The sequence below is a fragment of the Streptomyces sp. NPDC006193 genome (genome assembly GCF_040613915.1).
GTDB lineage: Bacteria > Actinomycetota > Actinomycetes > Streptomycetales > Streptomycetaceae > Streptomyces.
Window position 1 is genome coordinate 63,630 of the sequence record NZ_JBEXTB010000031.1, and the last position, 16,823, is coordinate 80,452.

The 16,823-nt window shown below is 70.8% G+C and carries 13 protein-coding genes; 3 read left to right on the top strand and 10 right to left on the bottom strand.

What is annotated here, in order from left to right; genetic code table 11:
- Positions 1-35: 35 nt before the first annotated feature.
- Complete coding sequence (locus ABZ261_RS24360; RefSeq protein ID WP_356862535.1) at positions 36-566, bottom strand: YbjN domain-containing protein; 531 nt, start codon at positions 564-566, stop codon at positions 36-38.
- Positions 567-796: 230 nt separating this feature from the next.
- A complete protein-coding gene (gene clpB, locus ABZ261_RS24365) occupies positions 797-3,394 on the bottom strand; it encodes an ATP-dependent chaperone ClpB (RefSeq protein ID WP_356862537.1) in 2,598 nt (865 codons plus the stop codon).
- 150 nt (positions 3,395-3,544) lie between these two features.
- On the opposite strand from clpB, the gene ABZ261_RS24370 reads away from it, so the two are divergent.
- Complete coding sequence (locus ABZ261_RS24370) at positions 3,545-3,958, top strand: TIGR03618 family F420-dependent PPOX class oxidoreductase (RefSeq protein ID WP_356862539.1); 414 nt, start codon at positions 3,545-3,547, stop codon at positions 3,956-3,958.
- 123 nt (positions 3,959-4,081) lie between these two features.
- Here ABZ261_RS24370 and ABZ261_RS24375 read toward each other — a convergent pair whose 3' ends face one another.
- Positions 4,082-4,417 carry a hypothetical protein gene (locus tag ABZ261_RS24375; RefSeq protein ID WP_356862541.1) on the bottom strand — a complete coding sequence of 112 codons (336 nt, stop codon included), beginning with the start codon at positions 4,415-4,417 and terminating at the stop codon, positions 4,082-4,084.
- Between the two features lie 319 nt (positions 4,418-4,736).
- On the opposite strand from ABZ261_RS24375, the gene ABZ261_RS24380 reads away from it, so the two are divergent.
- Positions 4,737-5,732 (top strand): helix-turn-helix transcriptional regulator, encoded by a 996-nt coding sequence (locus tag ABZ261_RS24380; protein ID WP_356862543.1) that lies wholly within the window; start codon positions 4,737-4,739, stop codon positions 5,730-5,732.
- A gap of 267 nt (positions 5,733-5,999) precedes the next feature.
- Here the strand turns inward: ABZ261_RS24380 and ABZ261_RS24385 are convergent, their stop codons facing one another.
- The 7 genes from ABZ261_RS24385 to ABZ261_RS24415 form a co-directional block, all read right to left on the bottom strand.
- Positions 6,000-7,040 carry a helix-turn-helix transcriptional regulator gene (locus tag ABZ261_RS24385; protein ID WP_356862545.1) on the bottom strand — a complete coding sequence of 347 codons (1,041 nt, stop codon included), beginning with the start codon at positions 7,038-7,040 and terminating at the stop codon, positions 6,000-6,002.
- Positions 7,041-7,381: 341 nt separating this feature from the next.
- Positions 7,382-8,488 (bottom strand): substrate-binding domain-containing protein, encoded by a 1,107-nt coding sequence (locus ABZ261_RS24390; RefSeq protein WP_356862547.1) that lies wholly within the window; start codon positions 8,486-8,488, stop codon positions 7,382-7,384.
- Between the two features lie 460 nt (positions 8,489-8,948).
- A complete protein-coding gene (locus ABZ261_RS24395) occupies positions 8,949-9,398 on the bottom strand; it encodes a helix-turn-helix domain-containing protein (RefSeq protein WP_356862549.1) in 450 nt (149 codons plus the stop codon).
- Between the two features lie 5 nt (positions 9,399-9,403).
- The gene (gene dnaJ / locus ABZ261_RS24400; protein WP_356862551.1) at positions 9,404-10,567 is read right to left on the bottom strand and encodes a molecular chaperone DnaJ; all 1,164 of its coding nucleotides are present in this window, start codon (positions 10,565-10,567) and stop codon (positions 9,404-9,406) included.
- A gap of 36 nt (positions 10,568-10,603) precedes the next feature.
- Positions 10,604-11,263 (bottom strand): nucleotide exchange factor GrpE, encoded by a 660-nt coding sequence (grpE, locus tag ABZ261_RS24405; protein WP_356862553.1) that lies wholly within the window; start codon positions 11,261-11,263, stop codon positions 10,604-10,606.
- Positions 11,260-13,104 carry a molecular chaperone DnaK gene (dnaK, locus tag ABZ261_RS24410; protein ID WP_356862555.1) on the bottom strand — a complete coding sequence of 615 codons (1,845 nt, stop codon included), beginning with the start codon at positions 13,102-13,104 and terminating at the stop codon, positions 11,260-11,262. Before dnaK ends, grpE begins: the two co-directional genes overlap by 4 nt.
- A 94-nt stretch (positions 13,105-13,198) precedes the next feature.
- Positions 13,199-14,218, bottom strand: coding sequence for an MraY family glycosyltransferase (locus ABZ261_RS24415; RefSeq protein ID WP_356862557.1), 1,020 nt, complete (start codon positions 14,216-14,218; stop codon positions 13,199-13,201).
- A 182-nt stretch (positions 14,219-14,400) separates the two neighbouring features.
- Between ABZ261_RS24415 and ABZ261_RS24420 the strand changes: the two genes are divergently transcribed.
- Positions 14,401-16,680: a (Fe-S)-binding protein gene (locus tag ABZ261_RS24420; RefSeq protein WP_356862559.1), complete on the top strand. Its 2,280-nt coding sequence runs from the start codon at positions 14,401-14,403 to the stop codon at positions 16,678-16,680.
- The last annotated feature ends 143 nt before the right edge of the window (positions 16,681-16,823 follow it).

The following is a 16,823-nucleotide window of genomic DNA, read 5'->3' on the forward strand; positions in this document are numbered from 1 at the left end:
CCGTCGCCGGGCCCCTCCGCTGTGCCGCGGCGCGGTTACTCGCCGTCCTCCTCGGGCTTGTCCGCGTCGTTTACCTCCTGCTCCAGGCCGAGCTGCTCGACCAGCCACTTGTCGAACTCGATCGCGGCCCGCACCCAGCTGACCGTGGAGGACACGAAGTGGTTGATGTCGACGCCCATGCCGATCAGCATCTGGGCCTCGCCGATCAGCCGGACGGTGCCGTCGTCGTGGGTGTGGGTGTACACCTTCGGCCACAGGGTGCGGCGGTTCCAGTCGTCGATGGACTCCAGCAGCTGCGGCTTCTCGTCGATCTGGTGGGGACGGTCGTAGAAGGTCCGCACCGAGAAGACGGCCTGTTCGGCCTCCCCGCGGAACATGAAGTACGTGCGGAACTGCTCCCACGGCGCCGCGAGGTCACCCTCCTCGTCGACGACGTACTTCAGCTCCATCTGGTCGAGGAGCTGCTTCACCAGGTCCTGATCCGGAAGGACGGGGCCCGCCGGTCCTTGGGGCTGCGGTTCGGGCTGGCCCCCGAAGTTCGGAATCGAGGACGGGTCGATGCTCACCGTGTTTTTCCCTTCATGCGGATGCCGCCATCCTCCCCCAGAGGGGGAGGGGCGTGGCAAGCCCCGTCCGCCCCTGTCAGCCGTCGGCGGACAGAGGGGCTGCCTGCCGGTTCTCCCTGCGCGTGCCAGGGAGCTGTACGTCCACTGCACGAGTGACACCCGGGGCGTCCGCCGAAACGCGCCGGCTCCCTCGCCCGCCGGCCGGACGAGGGAGCCCACCGCTCACGGGGTCACAGCATCGTGCCCGTCGCCGGGCCGACCAGCAGCCCGTCGGCGGCGCGGTCCACGCGGACCGTGTCGCCGTCCTTGATCTCGCCGGACAGGATCTCCTTGGCGAGCCGGTCGCCGATGGCGGTCTGCACCAGGCGGCGCAGCGGCCGGGCGCCGTAGGCCGGGTCCAGGCCCTCCTCGGCGAGCCAGGCCAGCGCCTCGCCGGTGACGTCCAGCGTGAGCCGCCGCTCGGCGAGCCGCTTCGCCAGCCGGGCGATCTGCAGCTGGGCGATCCGCTCCAGCTCGGGCTTGGTCAGCGCCGAGAAGACCACCAGGTCGTCCAGCCGGTTGAGGAACTCCGGCTTGAAGGAGGCCCGGACGACCTCCAGCACCTGCTCCCTCTTCTCCGTCTCGCTGGTGAGCGGGTCGACCAGGAACTGGCTGCCGAGGTTGGAGGTGAGCACCAGGATGGTGTTGCGGAAGTCGACCGTGCGGCCCTGACCGTCCGTCAGGCGTCCGTCGTCCAGCACCTGGAGCAGGACGTCGAAGACCTCCGGGTGCGCCTTCTCCACCTCGTCCAGCAGCACCACGCTGTACGGGCGCCGCCGCACCGCCTCGGTGAGCTGGCCGCCCTCCTCGTAGCCGATGTAGCCGGGAGGCGCGCCGAGCAGCCGGGCCACGCTGTGCTTCTCGCCGTACTCCGACATGTCGATGCGGACCATGGCCCGCTCGTCGTCGAAGAGGAAGTCCGCGAGCGCCTTGGCCAGTTCGGTCTTGCCGACGCCGGTCGGGCCGAGGAAGAGGAAGGACCCGGTGGGCCGGTCGGGGTCGGAGATCCCGGCCCGTGAGCGCCGCACGGCGTCGCTCACGGCCCGGACGGCCTCGTTCTGGCCGATGAGCCGCTTGCCCAGTTCCTCCTCCATGCGCAGCAGCTTCTGCGTCTCGCCCTCCATCAGGCGGCCGGCCGGGATGCCGGTCCAGGCGGCGACGACGTCGGCGATGTCGTCGGAGCCGACCTCCTCCTTGACCATGGTGTCCCGGGCGACCTCCTCCTCGGCGGCGGAGGCGGCCTCCAGCTCCTTCTCCAGCTGCGGGATCTCCCCGTACAGCAGCTTGGCGGCGGTGTCGAAGTCGCCGTCGCGCTGGGCGCGTTCGGCCTGGCCGCGCAGGTCGTCGAGGCGTTCCTTCAGCTCGCCGACGCGGTTGAGGGACTGCTTCTCCTTCTCCCAGCGGGCGGTGAGACCGCGCAGCTCCTCCTCCTTGTCGGCGAGGTCGCGGCGCAGCTTCTCCAGGCGCTCGCGGGAGGCCGGGTCGGTCTCCTTGGCGATCGCCAGCTCCTCCATCTTCAGCCGGTCCACGGCGCGCTGGAGCTCGTCGATCTCCACCGGGGAGGAGTCGATCTCCATGCGCAGCCGGGAGGCGGCCTCGTCCACCAGGTCGATGGCCTTGTCCGGCAGGAAGCGGGAGGTGATGTACCGGTCGGACAGGGTGGCCGCGGCCACCAGCGCGCTGTCCGCGATCTGCACCTTGTGGTGGGCCTCGTACCGTCCCTTGAGGCCGCGCAGGATCGCGATGGTGTCCTCGACGGTCGGCTCGGCGACCAGCACCTGCTGGAAGCGCCGCTCCAGGGCCGGGTCCTTCTCGATCCGCTCGCGGTACTCGTCGAGGGTGGTGGCGCCGACCATCCGCAGCTCGCCGCGGGCCAGCATCGGCTTGAGCATGTTGCCGGCGTCCATGGCGGAGTCGCCGCCGGCGCCGGCCCCGACGACGGTGTGCAGCTCGTCGATGAAGGTGATGATCTGCCCGTCGGAGTCCTTGATCTCGGCGAGCACGGCCTTCAGCCGCTCCTCGAACTCGCCGCGGTACTTGGCGCCGGCCACCATCGCGCCCAGATCGAGCGCGACGAGCCGCTTGTCCTTCAGCGACTCGGGCACGTCGCCCTTGACGATCCGCTGGGCGAGCCCCTCCACGACGGCGGTCTTGCCGACGCCGGGCTCACCGATGAGCACGGGGTTGTTCTTGGTGCGGCGGCTGAGCACCTGCACGACCCGCCGGATCTCCTGGTCCCGTCCGATGACCGGATCCAGCCGGCCCTCGCGGGCGGCGGCGGTGAAGTCGGTGCCGAACTTCTCCAGGGCCTTGTACTGGCCCTCGGGATCGGCGGTGGTCACGCGGCGTCCTCCCCTGGCCTTCTTGAAGGCCTGCAGCAGCTTCCTGGCGTCGGCGCCCTGCCGGACGAGCACCTCGCCTGCGGCGCCGCCCTTGGCGGCGATGCCGATCAGCAGGTGCTCCGTGGACAGGTACTCGTCGCCGAGTTCCCCGGCGCGCTCGCCCGCGTCGGCGATCACGGCCAGCAGTTCGCGGTTGGGCTGCGGCGGCGCGACGGTGGACCCGGTCACGCTGGGCAGGCCGGCGAGGATCCGCTCGGCGCCGGAGCGCACGGCGGCCTGGTCCGCCTCGACGGCCGCGAGCAGGTCGGTGATGTTCTCGTTGTCCTGCCCCTGGAGCAGAGCAAGCAGCAGGTGAGCAGGGGTGAGGTCCGGGTGCCCCTCGGTCACGGCCCGGTTGCCGGCCGCGTTGATCGCGTCCCGGCTCCTGTTGGTCAGCTCGGCGTCCACGTGTGCGTTCTCCTCCTCGCCGTCGTCACGACAGCCACGTCTCCCAGTGCGGTCCTGCGATCCTGCGGTCCTGCCTCAGCCAACGTACACAAAGTTGAGTCTATTCCACTCAAGGCGGGAGGCGCACCGGTGTCGGCTAGGTTTCCCGGCATGGCTTCGTACTCCGTAGACCCGGATGCCCCGGACGAGCCGTACCTCGCCTTCTGGCGGGAACGGCACCTGTGCACGCTGACCACCCTGCGGCCCGACGGCAGCCCGCACGTGGTGCCGGTCGGGGTGACGTACGACCCGGCGGCGCGGCTGGCCCGGGTGATCACGAACGGGTCCAGCGCGAAGGCCGCGCACGTGCGCGCCGCCGGCGCGGAGGGCGCCCGGGTGGCGGTGTGCCAGGTGGACGGCCGGCGCTGGGCCACCCTGGAGGGGCGCGCGCGAGTGCGGACCGAGCCGGAACGGGTCAGGGAGGCGGAGCGGCGCTACGCCGAGCGCTACCAGCGCACCCCGTCGCCCAACCCGGCGCGCGTGGTGATCGAGATCGAGGTGGAGCGGGCACTGGGGCGCGGCTGACGCACGGCGCGCCGCGGCCCGGCGCACCCCCCGGAAACTGCAGCGGCGTCACCGTGTTCAGGTCACGGTGACGCCGCTGCGGGGGGAAGCGCCTGAGCGATCTGTTACGACGGGGGAATCGCGTCAGGCACTGCGGGGGGTGGCAGAGATGGTCCTCAGGTCGGAATCCGCCGGCTCGCACAGCCGGTGGTCCCGCTGGTCCAGGTTCACGAAGATCATTCCGTAGCGGATGGCACAGCGCACCGGCTGCGGCGCGCCACGCGGCTTGCGCAGGCACCGGAACGCCCGTACGTCTCCGTCCTCGTCCCGCGTGACGACGACCGGCTCGCCGAACACGGTCACCATCAGCGAGTCACCGCTGTGGGGGATGGCGGTGACCAGATCGATGAAGTGCCAGCCGGAGCGGTAGGCGGTGGCCATCTCCCGGCGGAAGGACCGGTCGTCGGGTGGAGTAGTCATAGTCAGTCCCAGACGCTGTCATCCGTGCTGACCGGAGTCTCGACGCCGACAGCAACCGTCCCCGTCGTCCGAGCACCACTCGCCCCGTGACCGTCCCCCTGCACGCCGGAGAGGCCGGCCAACGTCCCGAGGGCCGCAACGGCGGAGAAGGCGGCGACAAGCACCGAGCGAAGCATTCTCTTACTCATAGTCGGCTTCGTCCTCACTTGAAGGTCCCCTCTTCCCCCGTCGAGTAAGACGATGGCTCATTCGGGCACGTCATGACCACACGATCGGTGCATCATGTTCCTGCACGTTCAGGACCCTGGGGGGTGGAGATTTGGCAACAAATGGGACTAAGGCGACACATCCCCATGCGGTTACCGACTTGTGTGAGGAAGGGAACCGTCTCTATGCGACGGCGTTGCGCACCGGACGCATCGCCCGGTCGGACGCCGAGACCGCGCCCTGCCTGATGGATTTCGCCCTCCTCCACCCCGACCCGGACGACGCCGACTGGCTCCGCCCGGTTCCGCCGGCCCTGGCCCTGGCCCAGCGGCTCCACCCCCTGGAGCGGGAGATCACCGAACGGCGGCGGCTGTCCGTCGCTCTGGCGGACGCCTTCGAGCCGTTCATGGCCCTCAGCACCCAGGAGAGCGCGCCGACCCACTCGATCACGGTCCTGGAGGGGCTCGACCGGATCAACGCGGCCCTCGACCTGGCCACCGCCCAGTGCCGTACGGAGATGCTGACGGTGCAGCCGAGCGGCCGGCGCCGCCCCGAACAGCGGCTCATCGAGGGCCTGGAACGCGACAAGCCGCTCATCGAACGCGGGGTGCGCATCCGGACGCTCTACCAGCACACCGCCCGGTACAGCCCCGACCGGCTCGCCTACGTCGACCAGTTCACCAACGGCAAGGCGGAGTACCGCACCATCGACGAACTGGTGGACCGGCTCATCGTCTGCGACGAGACGGTGGCGTTCATCCCCATCAGCGACGACCGCCAGGTCGCCCTGGAGCTCCGCCACCCGGGCCTGGTCCGCTACCTGATCAAGGTGTTCGAGTTCATGTGGGACCGGGCGGTCCCGCTCAGCGCCGGCGCCCCGTACGAGGCGGCGCCCGGCGGCATCACCGAGATCCAGCACTCCATCGCCAAACTCCTCGTCGAGGGCCACGTCGACGAGGCGATCGCCCGCCGCCTCGGCATGAACGTCCGCACCTGCCGGGCCCACATCGCCAAGCTCGCCCAGGCCCTCGGCAGCGGCAGCCGCGCCCAACTCGGCTACCTCATCGCCCAGTCCGGCATCCTGGACCGGGACCACCGACCCCGGTGACCCGGGCCCGGAGCCGACCGCCACGGCCCCGTACAGCGGCCCCCGTACGACCGCCCCCGTACGACCGCCCCCGTCCCGCGCAACCGGTGTGCGCGGCGGGCGCGGAACGGCACGCACGTGCCCGCGTCGCCGAGGAACTGCGCCCACAGGCGCGCCTGGTGGCCCTCCTGGAGCCGTTCTGGCGCATCCGGCCCCCGGGCCGTGCGGGCCGCCGACTCGGCCGCCACCCACCCCGCCCCGGCGGCGACGGCCGGGCGCGCGGGGGTCTCATCGCACGCTCGGGGATCCCCGGTCGGGACCGGTGAGGGCGGTGGTCGGCGGCGGCCGGTGACCGTCCAGGCCGACCTGGGCGATGCGGACGCCGAGCTGGGTACGGCTGGCCGCGCCGAGCGTCTCCGACAGGCGGGCGATGTGCGCCCGGCAGGTGCGCACGCTGATGCCGAGCCGCTCGGCGATCACCGCGTCCTGGTGGCCCTCGGCGAGCAGCGCGGCGATGGACTGCTCACGGTGCGAGATGCCCTCGATGCCGGTGTCGGGCAGGGGGGCGGTGAGCGGGATGGCCAGCCGCCAGAGCCGCTCGAAGACCGTCACCAGGTAGTCGATTAGGGCCGGGTGGCGCAGTTCCAGCGCCATCGTGCGGTCCGCGTTGGCCGGGATGAAGGCCACCGTGCGGTCGAAGAGGATGAGCCGGTCGATGACCTCGTCCAGGGTGCGGGCCTCGACCGCGTCGCCCATCAGCTCCAGGTAGTTGAGCAGGCCCTGGCCGTGCCGGGCCACATGGGTGTACAGGTCGCGCATGCGCACGCCCCGGCCGCGCAGGGCCACCGCCCGGTGCAGGCCCTCGGTCAGCTCGGCCTCCCGCCGGATGCCGCCGGGCTGCACGGTGAGCACCTCGGTGGTGCACGCCTCGGTGGCCTCGTCCATCGCGGCCTGGATGCGCGCAAGCCCGTCCAGGACGCGGATCGCGCTGCCCTCGGCGGAGGTCGTCAGCGTCCGCGGCTGCCGGCCCAGGCCCGCGTACCACTCGAAGGCGGCCACCGCCGAGCCCACCCGCCGCTGGCTCTCGCTGACCTCGTCGTAGACCCCCCGCAGCAGCCGGGTCATGACCTCCTGCGGGGAGGTCGGCACCAGCCAGTCCATGTCGTCGGGGTCCGGGTGCAGCAGGGCCAGGTCCAGCAGGCAGGGCACCGGTTCGGCGTCCGTGCGCGGTACCCGGCCCCGGCGTACGGCCCGGGAATACACACGGTCCCCGGCCTCGCACAGCCGGTCGGCACCGTGAGGATGCTCCTCCGTCCCGTGCCCGGCCATCGCCCATTTCACCCCCGGTGTGCTGCCACTTCCGCAGCGCAACTATGCGCGGCGCCGACGGGGTCCGCAACACGGCTTGCGGGACGGCGGCGGCCGGACACCGTCGCCGTGACCGGGTTTCGACCACGCTCAGCCCCGCACGCCGCCCTCTGCCGGCGGCGGTGGCACATCGGCCCCTTCGGCATCATCCTTCCCGCCTACCCCGCCGGCGCCACGGCACCTGAGCGGCCTCGACGCGGGCTCACCCGCCCCGCCCGGGCCGCGGCGCCGCGCCCACGGGGGTGGCGCGGCGCCGGGAGGGACGCCGGGACGCGGAAGGGCGTCCGCGTGCGGACGGGGGGCTACTTCAGGCCGATCGCCGCGCAGGCCGCCTTGTACCGGGCGGTGCAGATGTCGTCGACGGTGTAGATGCCGTCCGCGACGACCGTGTCCTTGACGGTGCGCTTGGTCAGCGCGCTCACCTGGACCAGCCTGGACGGGATGTCCTTGGCGGTGGGGCTGTCGACCCGGTCCCGGGTGAGGGCGTCGAACTGGATGCCCTTGCCCTGGAGCTTGGTGACGGCCATCTGCGCGGCGGCCTCGGCCTCGTCCGGGTAGGACTTGTAGACGCTCATGTACTGCTCGCCGGCCACGACCCGCTGCACGGCGTCCAGTTCGGCGTCCTGGCCGGTGATCGGGGGCAGGTCGGTGACGCCGGCCGCCTTCAGGGCCTTGATCACGCCGCCGGCCATGCCGTCGTTCGCGGCGTAGACGCCCGCGATGTTGTCCTTGCCGAGCCGGGCGATCGCCCTGGCCATGTTGGCCTCGGCGTTCTCCGGCTTCCAGTCCACGGTGTCGTAGCTCTCCGCGATGTCCACCTTGCCGTTCAGCTCGGAGAGCGCGCCCTCCTTGAACTGCTTGGCGTTCGGGTCGGTGGGCGAGCCGTTCACCATGACGACCTTGTCGGAGGAGTCGAGGCCCGGCCCCAGGGCCTCCAGCAGGGTGCGGCCCTGCACCTCGCCGACGAGTTCGTTGTCGAAGGAGACGTAGGCGTCGATCGGGCCCTCGGCGAGGCGGTCGTAGGCGATGACCGGGATGCCCGCGTCCTTGGCCTTCTTCACCTGGCCGGCGACGGCGTGCGAGTCGACCGCGTCCAGCAGGATGAGGTCGACCTTGGCGTCGATCATGCTCTGCATCTGCTCGGCCTGCCGGGCGGCGCTCGCGTCGGCGTTGGCGTACTTCACCTTGCCCTGCTTGCGGGTGAGTTCGGCGACCTTGTCCCGGATGATGGGGTAGTCGAACTTCTCGTAGCGGGTGTTCGCCTTCTCGGGCAGCAGCAGGCCCACGGTGATGTCGTCGCCCATGGTGGGGCTTGCGCTCGCACCGTCCTCCGTCGCGTTCAGCACGCCACAGCCGGCGAGCGAGAGGGTGATCGTGGACACGGCCACGGACAGGGCGATACGTCGCATACGAGGGCTCACTTCAGGTGCGTTCCGGACGTGGGTGCTGCAATACGACCCAGGTGTCTGAAAAGACAACGCGGACGCCCCACCCTGCGTCAAGGAAAATCACTTAACGAGTGCGCAACACCACGCTCGGCTGTCACTGTGGAGGTTGTGCGCACCCTCCGCGAGGGACCTTCACGGACCTTTCATGCAAGGGGAGTTCACGACGGACAGCGGTCCGCGCACACGGCCCGCGCCCTCACGGACCGTGATCACGGCAGCGTGGAGCCGCTTCCCGACTCGATCAGAAGACCGAACGAAGTCAGCCAGACGCAGTCCCTCACCGGGGGCCGCCGCCGGGCCCGCCGCACGGGCGGCGCACCCGAACGGACACCGCCGAACCCCCCTGGAACGCCACGAGTTGCGCAGGAACGGCGAAAGGGGCCGGGAGGACACATCTCCTCCCGGCCCCTCGCCGTTCCACTCAGTCCTGCGGCTGCCGCTTGGGCCGCCACACCACCAGCGCGCTGGTCTGCTGCACCTCCTGGTACGGGACCAGGTCGCGCCGGTAGGAGGCGTGCACGGCGGCCTCGCGCTGCCGCATGGCCGCCGCCGCGCCGTCCAGGGCCGCCTCCAGCTCCGCGACCCGGGACTGGAGCGCGGCGACCTGGTTCTCCAGTTCGATGATTCGCTTGATGCCGGCCAGGTTGATGCCCTCGTCCTGGGACAACTGCTGCACCTGGCGGAGCAGTTCGATGTCACGGGCCGAATACCGCCGGCCCCGGCCCGCGGTGCGGTCCGGCGAGACGATGCCCAGACGGTCGTACTGGCGCAGCGTCTGCGGGTGGAGTCCGGAGAGCTGGGCCGCCACCGAGATGACGTAGACCGGGGTCTCCTCGGTCAGTTCATACGGATTACGTCGACGGCCATCCATCCCTCTCAAGCTCCCTTCGCGGCCTCGAACAGCTCCGCCCGCGGGTCCTCACCCGCGGTCGCCTCGCGATACGCCTCCAGCGCGTCGCGAGCCTTCCCCGACAGGTCCCTGGGGACACTCACCTCGACGGTGACCAACAGGTCGCCGCGGGTGCCGTCCTTGCGGACCGCGCCCTTGCCCCGCGCCCGCATCGTACGGCCGTTCGGGGTGCCGGGCGGCAGCTTCAGGGTGACGGCCGGGCCGCCCAGGGTCGGCACCCGCACCTCGCCGCCGAGAGCCGCCTCGGCGAACGTCACCGGCACGGTGACGGTGAGGTTGTCGCCCTTGCGCCCGAACACCGGGTGCTCGCCGACGTGCACGACCACGTACAGGTCGCCCGCCGGACCGCCCCGCTCGCCCGGCGCGCCCTTGCCGCGCAGCCGGATGCGCTGGCCGTCGGTCACCCCCGCGGGGATGCGGACCTGCATGGTCCGGGACGACTTGGCGCGCCCGCTGCCCTTGCACTCCGCGCAGGGGTGCTCGGCGATCAGACCGCGCCCCTTGCAGTCGGGGCACGGGTCGGTCAGCGAGAAGCCGCCGCCGGAGCCCCGCGCGACCTGGCCGGTGCCGACGCAGGTCGGGCACACGCGCGGTGTGCCGTTCTCGTCGCCGGTGCCCGAACAGGCCTTGCAGGGCGCCTGGGAGGACATCCGCAGGGGCACCGTGGCGCCCTCGATGGCCTCCGTGAAGCTCAGCGTGACCTCGGACTCCACGTCCTGGCCGCGCCGCGGCTGGGTACGGCCGCCGGCCGCGCCCCGGTTGAACAGGCCCCCGAAGACGTCACCGATTCCGCCGCCGAAGCCCCCGCCCTGGGCCGCGCCCCCGAAGAGGTCGCCCAGGTCGAAGTTGAAGGAGCCGCCGGCCGCGCCCGGCCCGGGGCGGAAGCCGCCGTTGCCGAACAGGGCGCGCGCCTCGTCGTACTCCTTGCGCTTCTTGGGGTCGCCGAGGACGTCGTTCGCCTCGGAGATCTCCTTGAAACGCTCCTCGGCCCTGGCGTTGCCCTTGTTGGCGTCCGGGTGGAACTCGCGGGCGAGCTTCCGGTACGCCTTCTTGATCTCGGCCTCGGTGGCGTCCTTGGGGACGCCGAGGACCTTGTAGTAGTCCTTCTCGATGAAGTCCTTGGTGCTCATCCCCGACGCCCCTCCTTCCTGTCTTCAGTGATTACGTCAGCCCTCCTCCGGGCCACCGTTCTCCTTGTCGTCGCCGCCCGCCTCGGTGTTCTCCTCGGCGCCCTCGGCCTTGGCGGTCTGCGCGCCGGGCTGCGGCTCGGCGACGGCCACCCGCGCGGGGCGGATGGTGCGCTCGCCGATGCGGTACCCCGGCTGCAGGATCGCCACGCAGGTCGTCTCGGTGACGTCCGGCGCGTAGGAGTGCATCAGGGCCTCGTGGATCGTCGGGTCGAAGGGCTCGCCCTCCTTGCCGAACTGCTGCAGGCCCATCTTGGCCGCGACGGTCTCCAGCGACTCGCCCACCGACTTGAAGCCGCCGACGAGTTCGCCGTGCTCCCGCGCGCGGCCGATGTCGTCGAGCACGGGCAGGAGTTCGGTCAGGAGGTTCGCGATGGCGATCTCCTTGACCGCGATCCGGTCGCGCTCGACCCGGCGGCGGTAGTTCTGGTACTCGGCCTGGACCCGCTGGAGGTCCGCCGTGCGCTCGTTGAGCGCCGTGCGCACCTGGTCCAGCTGGGCGACCAGGCCCGCGTCCGCGTGTGCGTCCCCGGCCGGGGCCGCCCCCTCCTCGGGGGCGGCCTTCGACTCGGCGTCGTCGGGGGTGGCGCCGGAGGGGACGTCGGGCTTCTCCTCGAAGCCCGGGGTCTCCTCCGTCACGCGGCACCGTCCTTGCGCTCGTCGTCCACGATCTCGGCGTCCACGACGTCGTCGTCGGCCTTGGCGTCACCGGCGCCGGCGGACGCGCCGCCCGCGGCCTGCGCCGCCTGGGCGTCGGCGTACATGGCCTGGCCAAGCTTCTGCGAGACGGCCGCGACCTTCTCGGTGGCGCTGCGGATCTCGGCGGTGTCCTCGCCCTTGAGGGCTTCCTTCAGCTCGCCGACCGCGGCCTCGACCTCGGTCTTGATCTCGCCGGGGACCTTGTCCTCGTTGTCCTTGAGGAACTTCTCCGTCTGGTAGACGAGCTGCTCGCCCTGGTTGCGGGCCTCGGCGGCCTCGCGGCGCTTGTGGTCCTCCTCCGCGTAGCGCTCGGCCTCCTCGCGCATGCGGTCGACCTCTTCCTTCGGGAGCGAGGAGCCGCCGGTGACGGTCATCTTCTGCTCCTTGCCGGTGCCGAGGTCCTTCGCCGTGACGTGCATGATGCCGTTGGCGTCGATGTCGAAGGAGACCTCGATCTGCGGGACGCCGCGGGGCGCCGGCGGCAGACCGGTCAGCTCGAACATGCCGAGCTTCTTGTTGTAGGCCGCGATCTCGCGCTCGCCCTGGTAGACCTGGATCTGCACCGACGGCTGGTTGTCCTCGGCCGTGGTGAAGATCTCCGAGCGCTTGGTCGGGATCGTGGTGTTGCGCTCGATCAGCTTGGTCATGATGCCGCCCTTGGTCTCGATGCCGAGGGACAGCGGGGTGACGTCGAGCAGCAGGACGTCCTTGACCTCGCCCTTGAGGACACCGGCCTGGAGCGAGGCGCCGATGGCGACGACCTCGTCCGGGTTCACGCCCTTGTTGGCCTCCTTGCCGCCGGTCAGCTCCTTGACGAGCTCGGCGACGGCGGGCATGCGGGTGGAGCCGCCGACCAGGACGACGTGGTCGATCTCGTTGATGGAGATGCCGGCGTCCTTGATGACGTTGTGGAACGGCGTCTTGCAGCGCTCCAGCAGGTCGGCGGTCAGCTGCTGGAACTGGGCGCGGGTGAGCTTCTCGTCCAGGTGCAGCGGGCCCTCGGCCGACGCGGTGATGTACGGCAGGTTGATCGAGGTCTCGGTGGAGGAGGACAGCTCGATCTTCGCCTTCTCCGCGGCCTCGCGCAGACGCTGCAGAGCCATCTTGTCCTTGGACAGGTCCACGCCGTGGCCGGCCTGGAACTGCTTGACCAGGTAGTCGACGACGCGCTGGTCCCAGTCGTCGCCGCCGAGGTGGTTGTCGCCGTTGGTGGCCTTCACCTCGACGACGCCGTCGCCGATCTCCAGCAGGGACACGTCGAAGGTGCCGCCGCCCAGGTCGAAGACGAGGATCGTCTGGTCGTCCTTGTCGAGGCCGTAGGCGAGCGCGGCCGCGGTCGGCTCGTTGACGATGCGCAGGACGTTCAGACCGGCGATCTCGCCGGCCTCCTTCGTCGCCTGGCGCTCGGAGTCGTTGAAGTACGCCGGGACGGTGATGACCGCGTCGGTCACCTTCTCGCCCAGGTAGGCCTCGGCGTCCCGCTTGAGCTTCTGCAGGATGAACGCGGAGATCTGCTGCGGGTTGAAGTCCTTGCCGTCGAGCGAGATCTTCCAGTCGGTGCCCATGTGCCGCTTCACGGACCGGATGGTCCGGTCGACGTTGGTGACCGCCTGCCGCTTGGCCACCTCGCCGACGAGCACCTCGCCGTTCTTGGCGAAGGCGACGACGGACGGCGTGGTCCTGGCACCCTCGGCGTTGGTGATGACGGTGGGCTCGCCGCCCTCCAGAACGCTGACGACGGAGTTAGTCGTGCCCAGGTCGATGCCGACCGCACGTGCCATGGTTGATTCCTCCAGCTGACTTGAGTGGAACAGGCTCAAGTGTGCATGAGGAGATGCCACGGGTCAACAGACATGAGTCGGCCGGACTCAACTCTTATCCCTTCCTTACGCGCAACGGCCCCCTGACCTGCGAAGGAACCGCCCGACGCGGATGCGGCACGGGAATGAGAAGGAGTACGAGCACGGCGAGGACCGCCGTTCCGGCCACCCAGCACACGGCCCTCTCCCCGGTCCAGCCGGTGTGCACGAGCACCCCCACGAGCACCGCGGAGAACGAGCCGGCCCCCAGCAGCACGACCGAGCCCTGCGGGGTGAGCCCCGCCCGCCGCAGCCGGTGCGCGAGATGGTCCGGGCCCCGCCGCAGCAGCGGCCGCCGGGCCAGCCCGCGGGAGAGGACCACCAGGAGGGCGTCGGCGGCGGCGACGGCGCCGAGGCAGAAGACCACGGCCGCGCTCGGTCCGATCTCGTACCCCGCGCGCGTGAGGACGACCGCCGAGGACAGCACGAACCCGGTGAACAGCGAGCCGCAGGCGCCCAGTCCGATCCGGGCGGGAGGCCAGTTGTGCATGAGGAAGCCGGTGAGGGCGGCGGCGACCACGCTGAGCAGCACCGCGAGCCCGTCCATCACCTCGGCGGCGGCACAGGCCCCGGCGCCGAAGGCGGTGACCACCCCCACCGTCCCGGCCAGCCCGTCGGCGTGGTCGAGCCCCTTGAAGGCGACGGTCGCGAGGACGATCCAGCCGACGGCCAGCACCCCGCCCGGCAGGCCCGTCTCGTCGTACGGCACCACGCAGACCGCCGCCGCGGCCGTGCCGGCGGCGAGCACCCGCGCGCGCAGCCGCCAGACGTCGGCCACCAGGCCGAGCGCGGCGAGGCCGGCGGCGGCCCACAGCAGCCTGCCGACCCCGTCGCCGAGCGGGGCGATCCGGGTCCACTCCCCCGTCCAGGCGACGAGGCAGGTGACGATCACGACGGCGAGGCCGCCGAGCAGCGGAAGGGGCCGCTGCCTGCGCCGGTCGAGGATCGAGGCCCTCAGGGCGGGCAGCCGGAGCGCCGCCGCGAGCACGGCGGTGAGGAGCAGGGCGGCGGTGGCGGCGGCGATCCCGTAGAGCACGGCTCTAAGGTAGGGGCGAAAGTATCAATTCGGTACGAATAACACGATCTGATTGCCGGGCGGCGACCCAGATCACCCCGCGCCCGGCTGCATCCCGGCGGAAGATGGGGGTAGTCTCAGACGAACTGCATAAGTTACCGCTTAGTAGTTTCCTGAATCCTCAGGCCGCCTCAGGAGCCCCCATGCAACTCGCCGCGATCATCGTGTCGCTGGTCCTGACCGTGGTCGGCGTCGCCCTGCTCGCCCGCGCCATCGGACAGTTCGTCCGGTACTTCAGGCTGGGCCAGCCCGTCCCCGCCGGCACCCGGACCGACAACCCGTACCAGCGCAGCGTGACCCTGGTCCGGGAGTTCCTCGGCCACACCCGCATGAACCGCTGGGGAATCGTCGGCGTCGCCCACTGGTTCGTGGCCATCGGCTTCCTGACGCTGCCGCCGACCATCGTCAACGCCTACGGGCAGCTCTTCCGGGCGGACTGGACCTTGCCGCTCCTCGGCGGCTTCCTGCCGTACGAGCTCTACATCGAGTTCATCGGCTCGATGACCACCCTCGGCATCGCCGTGCTGATCGTGATCCGCCTGCTCAGCCTGCCGTCCAAGCCCGGCCGCAAGTCCCGCTTCGCGGGCTCCAAGATGGGCCAGGCGTACTTCGTCGAGTACGTCATCCTCACCATCGGCCTGGCGATCTACGTCCTGCGGGCCCTCGAAGGCGCCCTGCACCACGTGGACCACTACGAGGCCGGGTACTTCGCCTCGTACCCGCTGATCCTGGCGCTCAAGGGCCTGAGCCTCACCACGCTGCAGAACCTCACCTACCTCTTCGCCATGATCAAGCTGGGCACGACCATGATCTGGATGATCACGGTCTCGCTCAACACGAACATGGGTGTGGCCTGGCACCGCTTCCTGGCGTTCCCGAACATCTGGTTCAAGCGGAACGCCGACGGCTCGACGGCCCTGGGCGCCCTGCAGCCGATGACCTCGGGCGGCAAGCCGATCGACTTCGAGGACCCGGGCGAGGACGACGTCTTCGGCGTCTCCCAGGTCGAGCAGTTCTCCTGGAAGGGCCTGCTGGACTTCTCCACCTGCACCGAGTGCGGCCGCTGCCAGTCGCAGTGCCCCGCCTGGAACACCGGCAAGCCCCTCTCCCCCAAGCTGCTGATCATGTCCCTGCGGGACCACGCCCACGCCAAGGCCCCGTACCTGCTGGCCGGCGGCGGCAAGAACGCCGAGGGCGAGGAGAAGGCGTCCGCGGAGCAGCTCCAGGACGTCCCCGCCGCCGCCCTGGCCGAGGCCGAGCGCCCGCTGATCGGCACCGCCGAGGAGAACGGCGTCATCGACCCCGACGTCCTGTGGTCCTGCACCACCTGCGGCGCCTGCGTCGAGCAGTGCCCGGTGGACATCGAGCACGTCGACCACATCGTCGACATGCGCCGCTACCAGGTCATGATCGAGAGCGCCTTCCCCTCCGAGGCCGGCACGATGCTCAAGAACCTGGAGAAGAAGGGCAATCCCTGGGGTCTGGCCAAGAAGCAGCGCCTGGAGTGGACCAAGGAGGTCGACTTCGAGGTCCCGGTCGTCGGCAAGGACATCGAGGACCTCACCGAGGTCGAGTACCTGTACTGGGTCGGCTGCGCCGGCGCCCTGGAGGACCGCGCCAAGAAGACCACCAAGGCCTTCGCCGAGCTGCTGCACATCGCGGGCGTCAAGTTCGCGATCATGGGCGGCGACGAGAAGTGCACCGGCGACTCCGCCCGCCGCCTCGGCAACGAGCCCCTGTTCCAGGAGCTCGGCATGGAGAACGTGGCCGCCCTGAACATGGCCTTCGGCGAGGACGACGACGACCCGGCCACCAGGAAGCCGAAGTCGGCGAAGAAGATCGTCGCCACCTGCCCGCACTGCCTCAACACGCTCGGCAACGAGTACCCGCAGCTCGGCGGCGACTACGAGGTCATCCACCACACCCAGCTGCTGCAGCACCTGGTGGACGAGGGCAAGCTGATCCCGGTCACCCCGGTCGAGGGCATCATCACCTACCACGACCCGTGCTACCTGGGCCGCCACAACAAGATCTACACGCCCCCGCGCGAGATCATCGGCAAGGTCCCGGGCCTGCGCAACGAGGAGATGCACCGGCACAAGGAGCGCGGCTTCTGCTGCGGCGCCGGCGGCGCCCGGATGTGGATGGAGGAGCGGATCGGCAAGCGCATCAACAACGAGCGCGTCGACGAGGCCCTCTCCCTCGACCCGGACATCGTCTCGACGGCCTGCCCCTTCTGCCTGGTCATGCTCACCGACTCGGTGAACGGCAAGAAGAACGACGGCAAGGCGAAGGAGTCGATCCAGGTCGTGGACGTGGCCCAGCTGCTGCTGGACTCCGTCCGGACCCCGGTCCCGGACGACGAGCCCCCGGCCGGCACGGCCGACTCGGCCGCCGCGCCGGAGCCGGAGCCGGTGAAGTAGCGGCCCCCCGACGGCCGGCGGCGCCCCCTGCCCCGTACGGGCAGGGGGTGCGAGGTGTCGGTGAGCCCGTGCCCCACCCCGCCCCCACGCAGGCGGAGTTCTACGCGGAGGAGCCGTCCGGCCCGCCCCGCCGGCCCGCGCCC

Bases quoted from the DNA above. Each gene is read 5' to 3' on its own strand.
- ABZ261_RS24370 (WP_356862539.1), top strand. From the start codon at position 3,545: ATGGCTTCGTACTCCGTAGACCCGGATGCCCCGGACGAGCCGTACCTC.
- ABZ261_RS24375 (WP_356862541.1), bottom strand. From the start codon at position 4,417: ATGACTACTCCACCCGACGACCGGTCCTTCCGCCGGGAGATGGCCACC.
- ABZ261_RS24385 (WP_356862545.1), bottom strand. From the start codon at position 7,040: ATGGCCGGGCACGGGACGGAGGAGCATCCTCACGGTGCCGACCGGCTG.
- ABZ261_RS24390 (WP_356862547.1), bottom strand. From the start codon at position 8,488: ATGCGACGTATCGCCCTGTCCGTGGCCGTGTCCACGATCACCCTCTCG.
- ABZ261_RS24395 (WP_356862549.1), bottom strand. From the start codon at position 9,398: ATGGATGGCCGTCGACGTAATCCGTATGAACTGACCGAGGAGACCCCG.
- dnaJ (WP_356862551.1), bottom strand. From the start codon at position 10,567: ATGAGCACCAAGGACTTCATCGAGAAGGACTACTACAAGGTCCTCGGC.
- dnaK (WP_356862555.1), bottom strand. From the start codon at position 13,104: ATGGCACGTGCGGTCGGCATCGACCTGGGCACGACTAACTCCGTCGTC.
- ABZ261_RS24420 (WP_356862559.1), top strand. From the start codon at position 14,401: ATGCAACTCGCCGCGATCATCGTGTCGCTGGTCCTGACCGTGGTCGGC.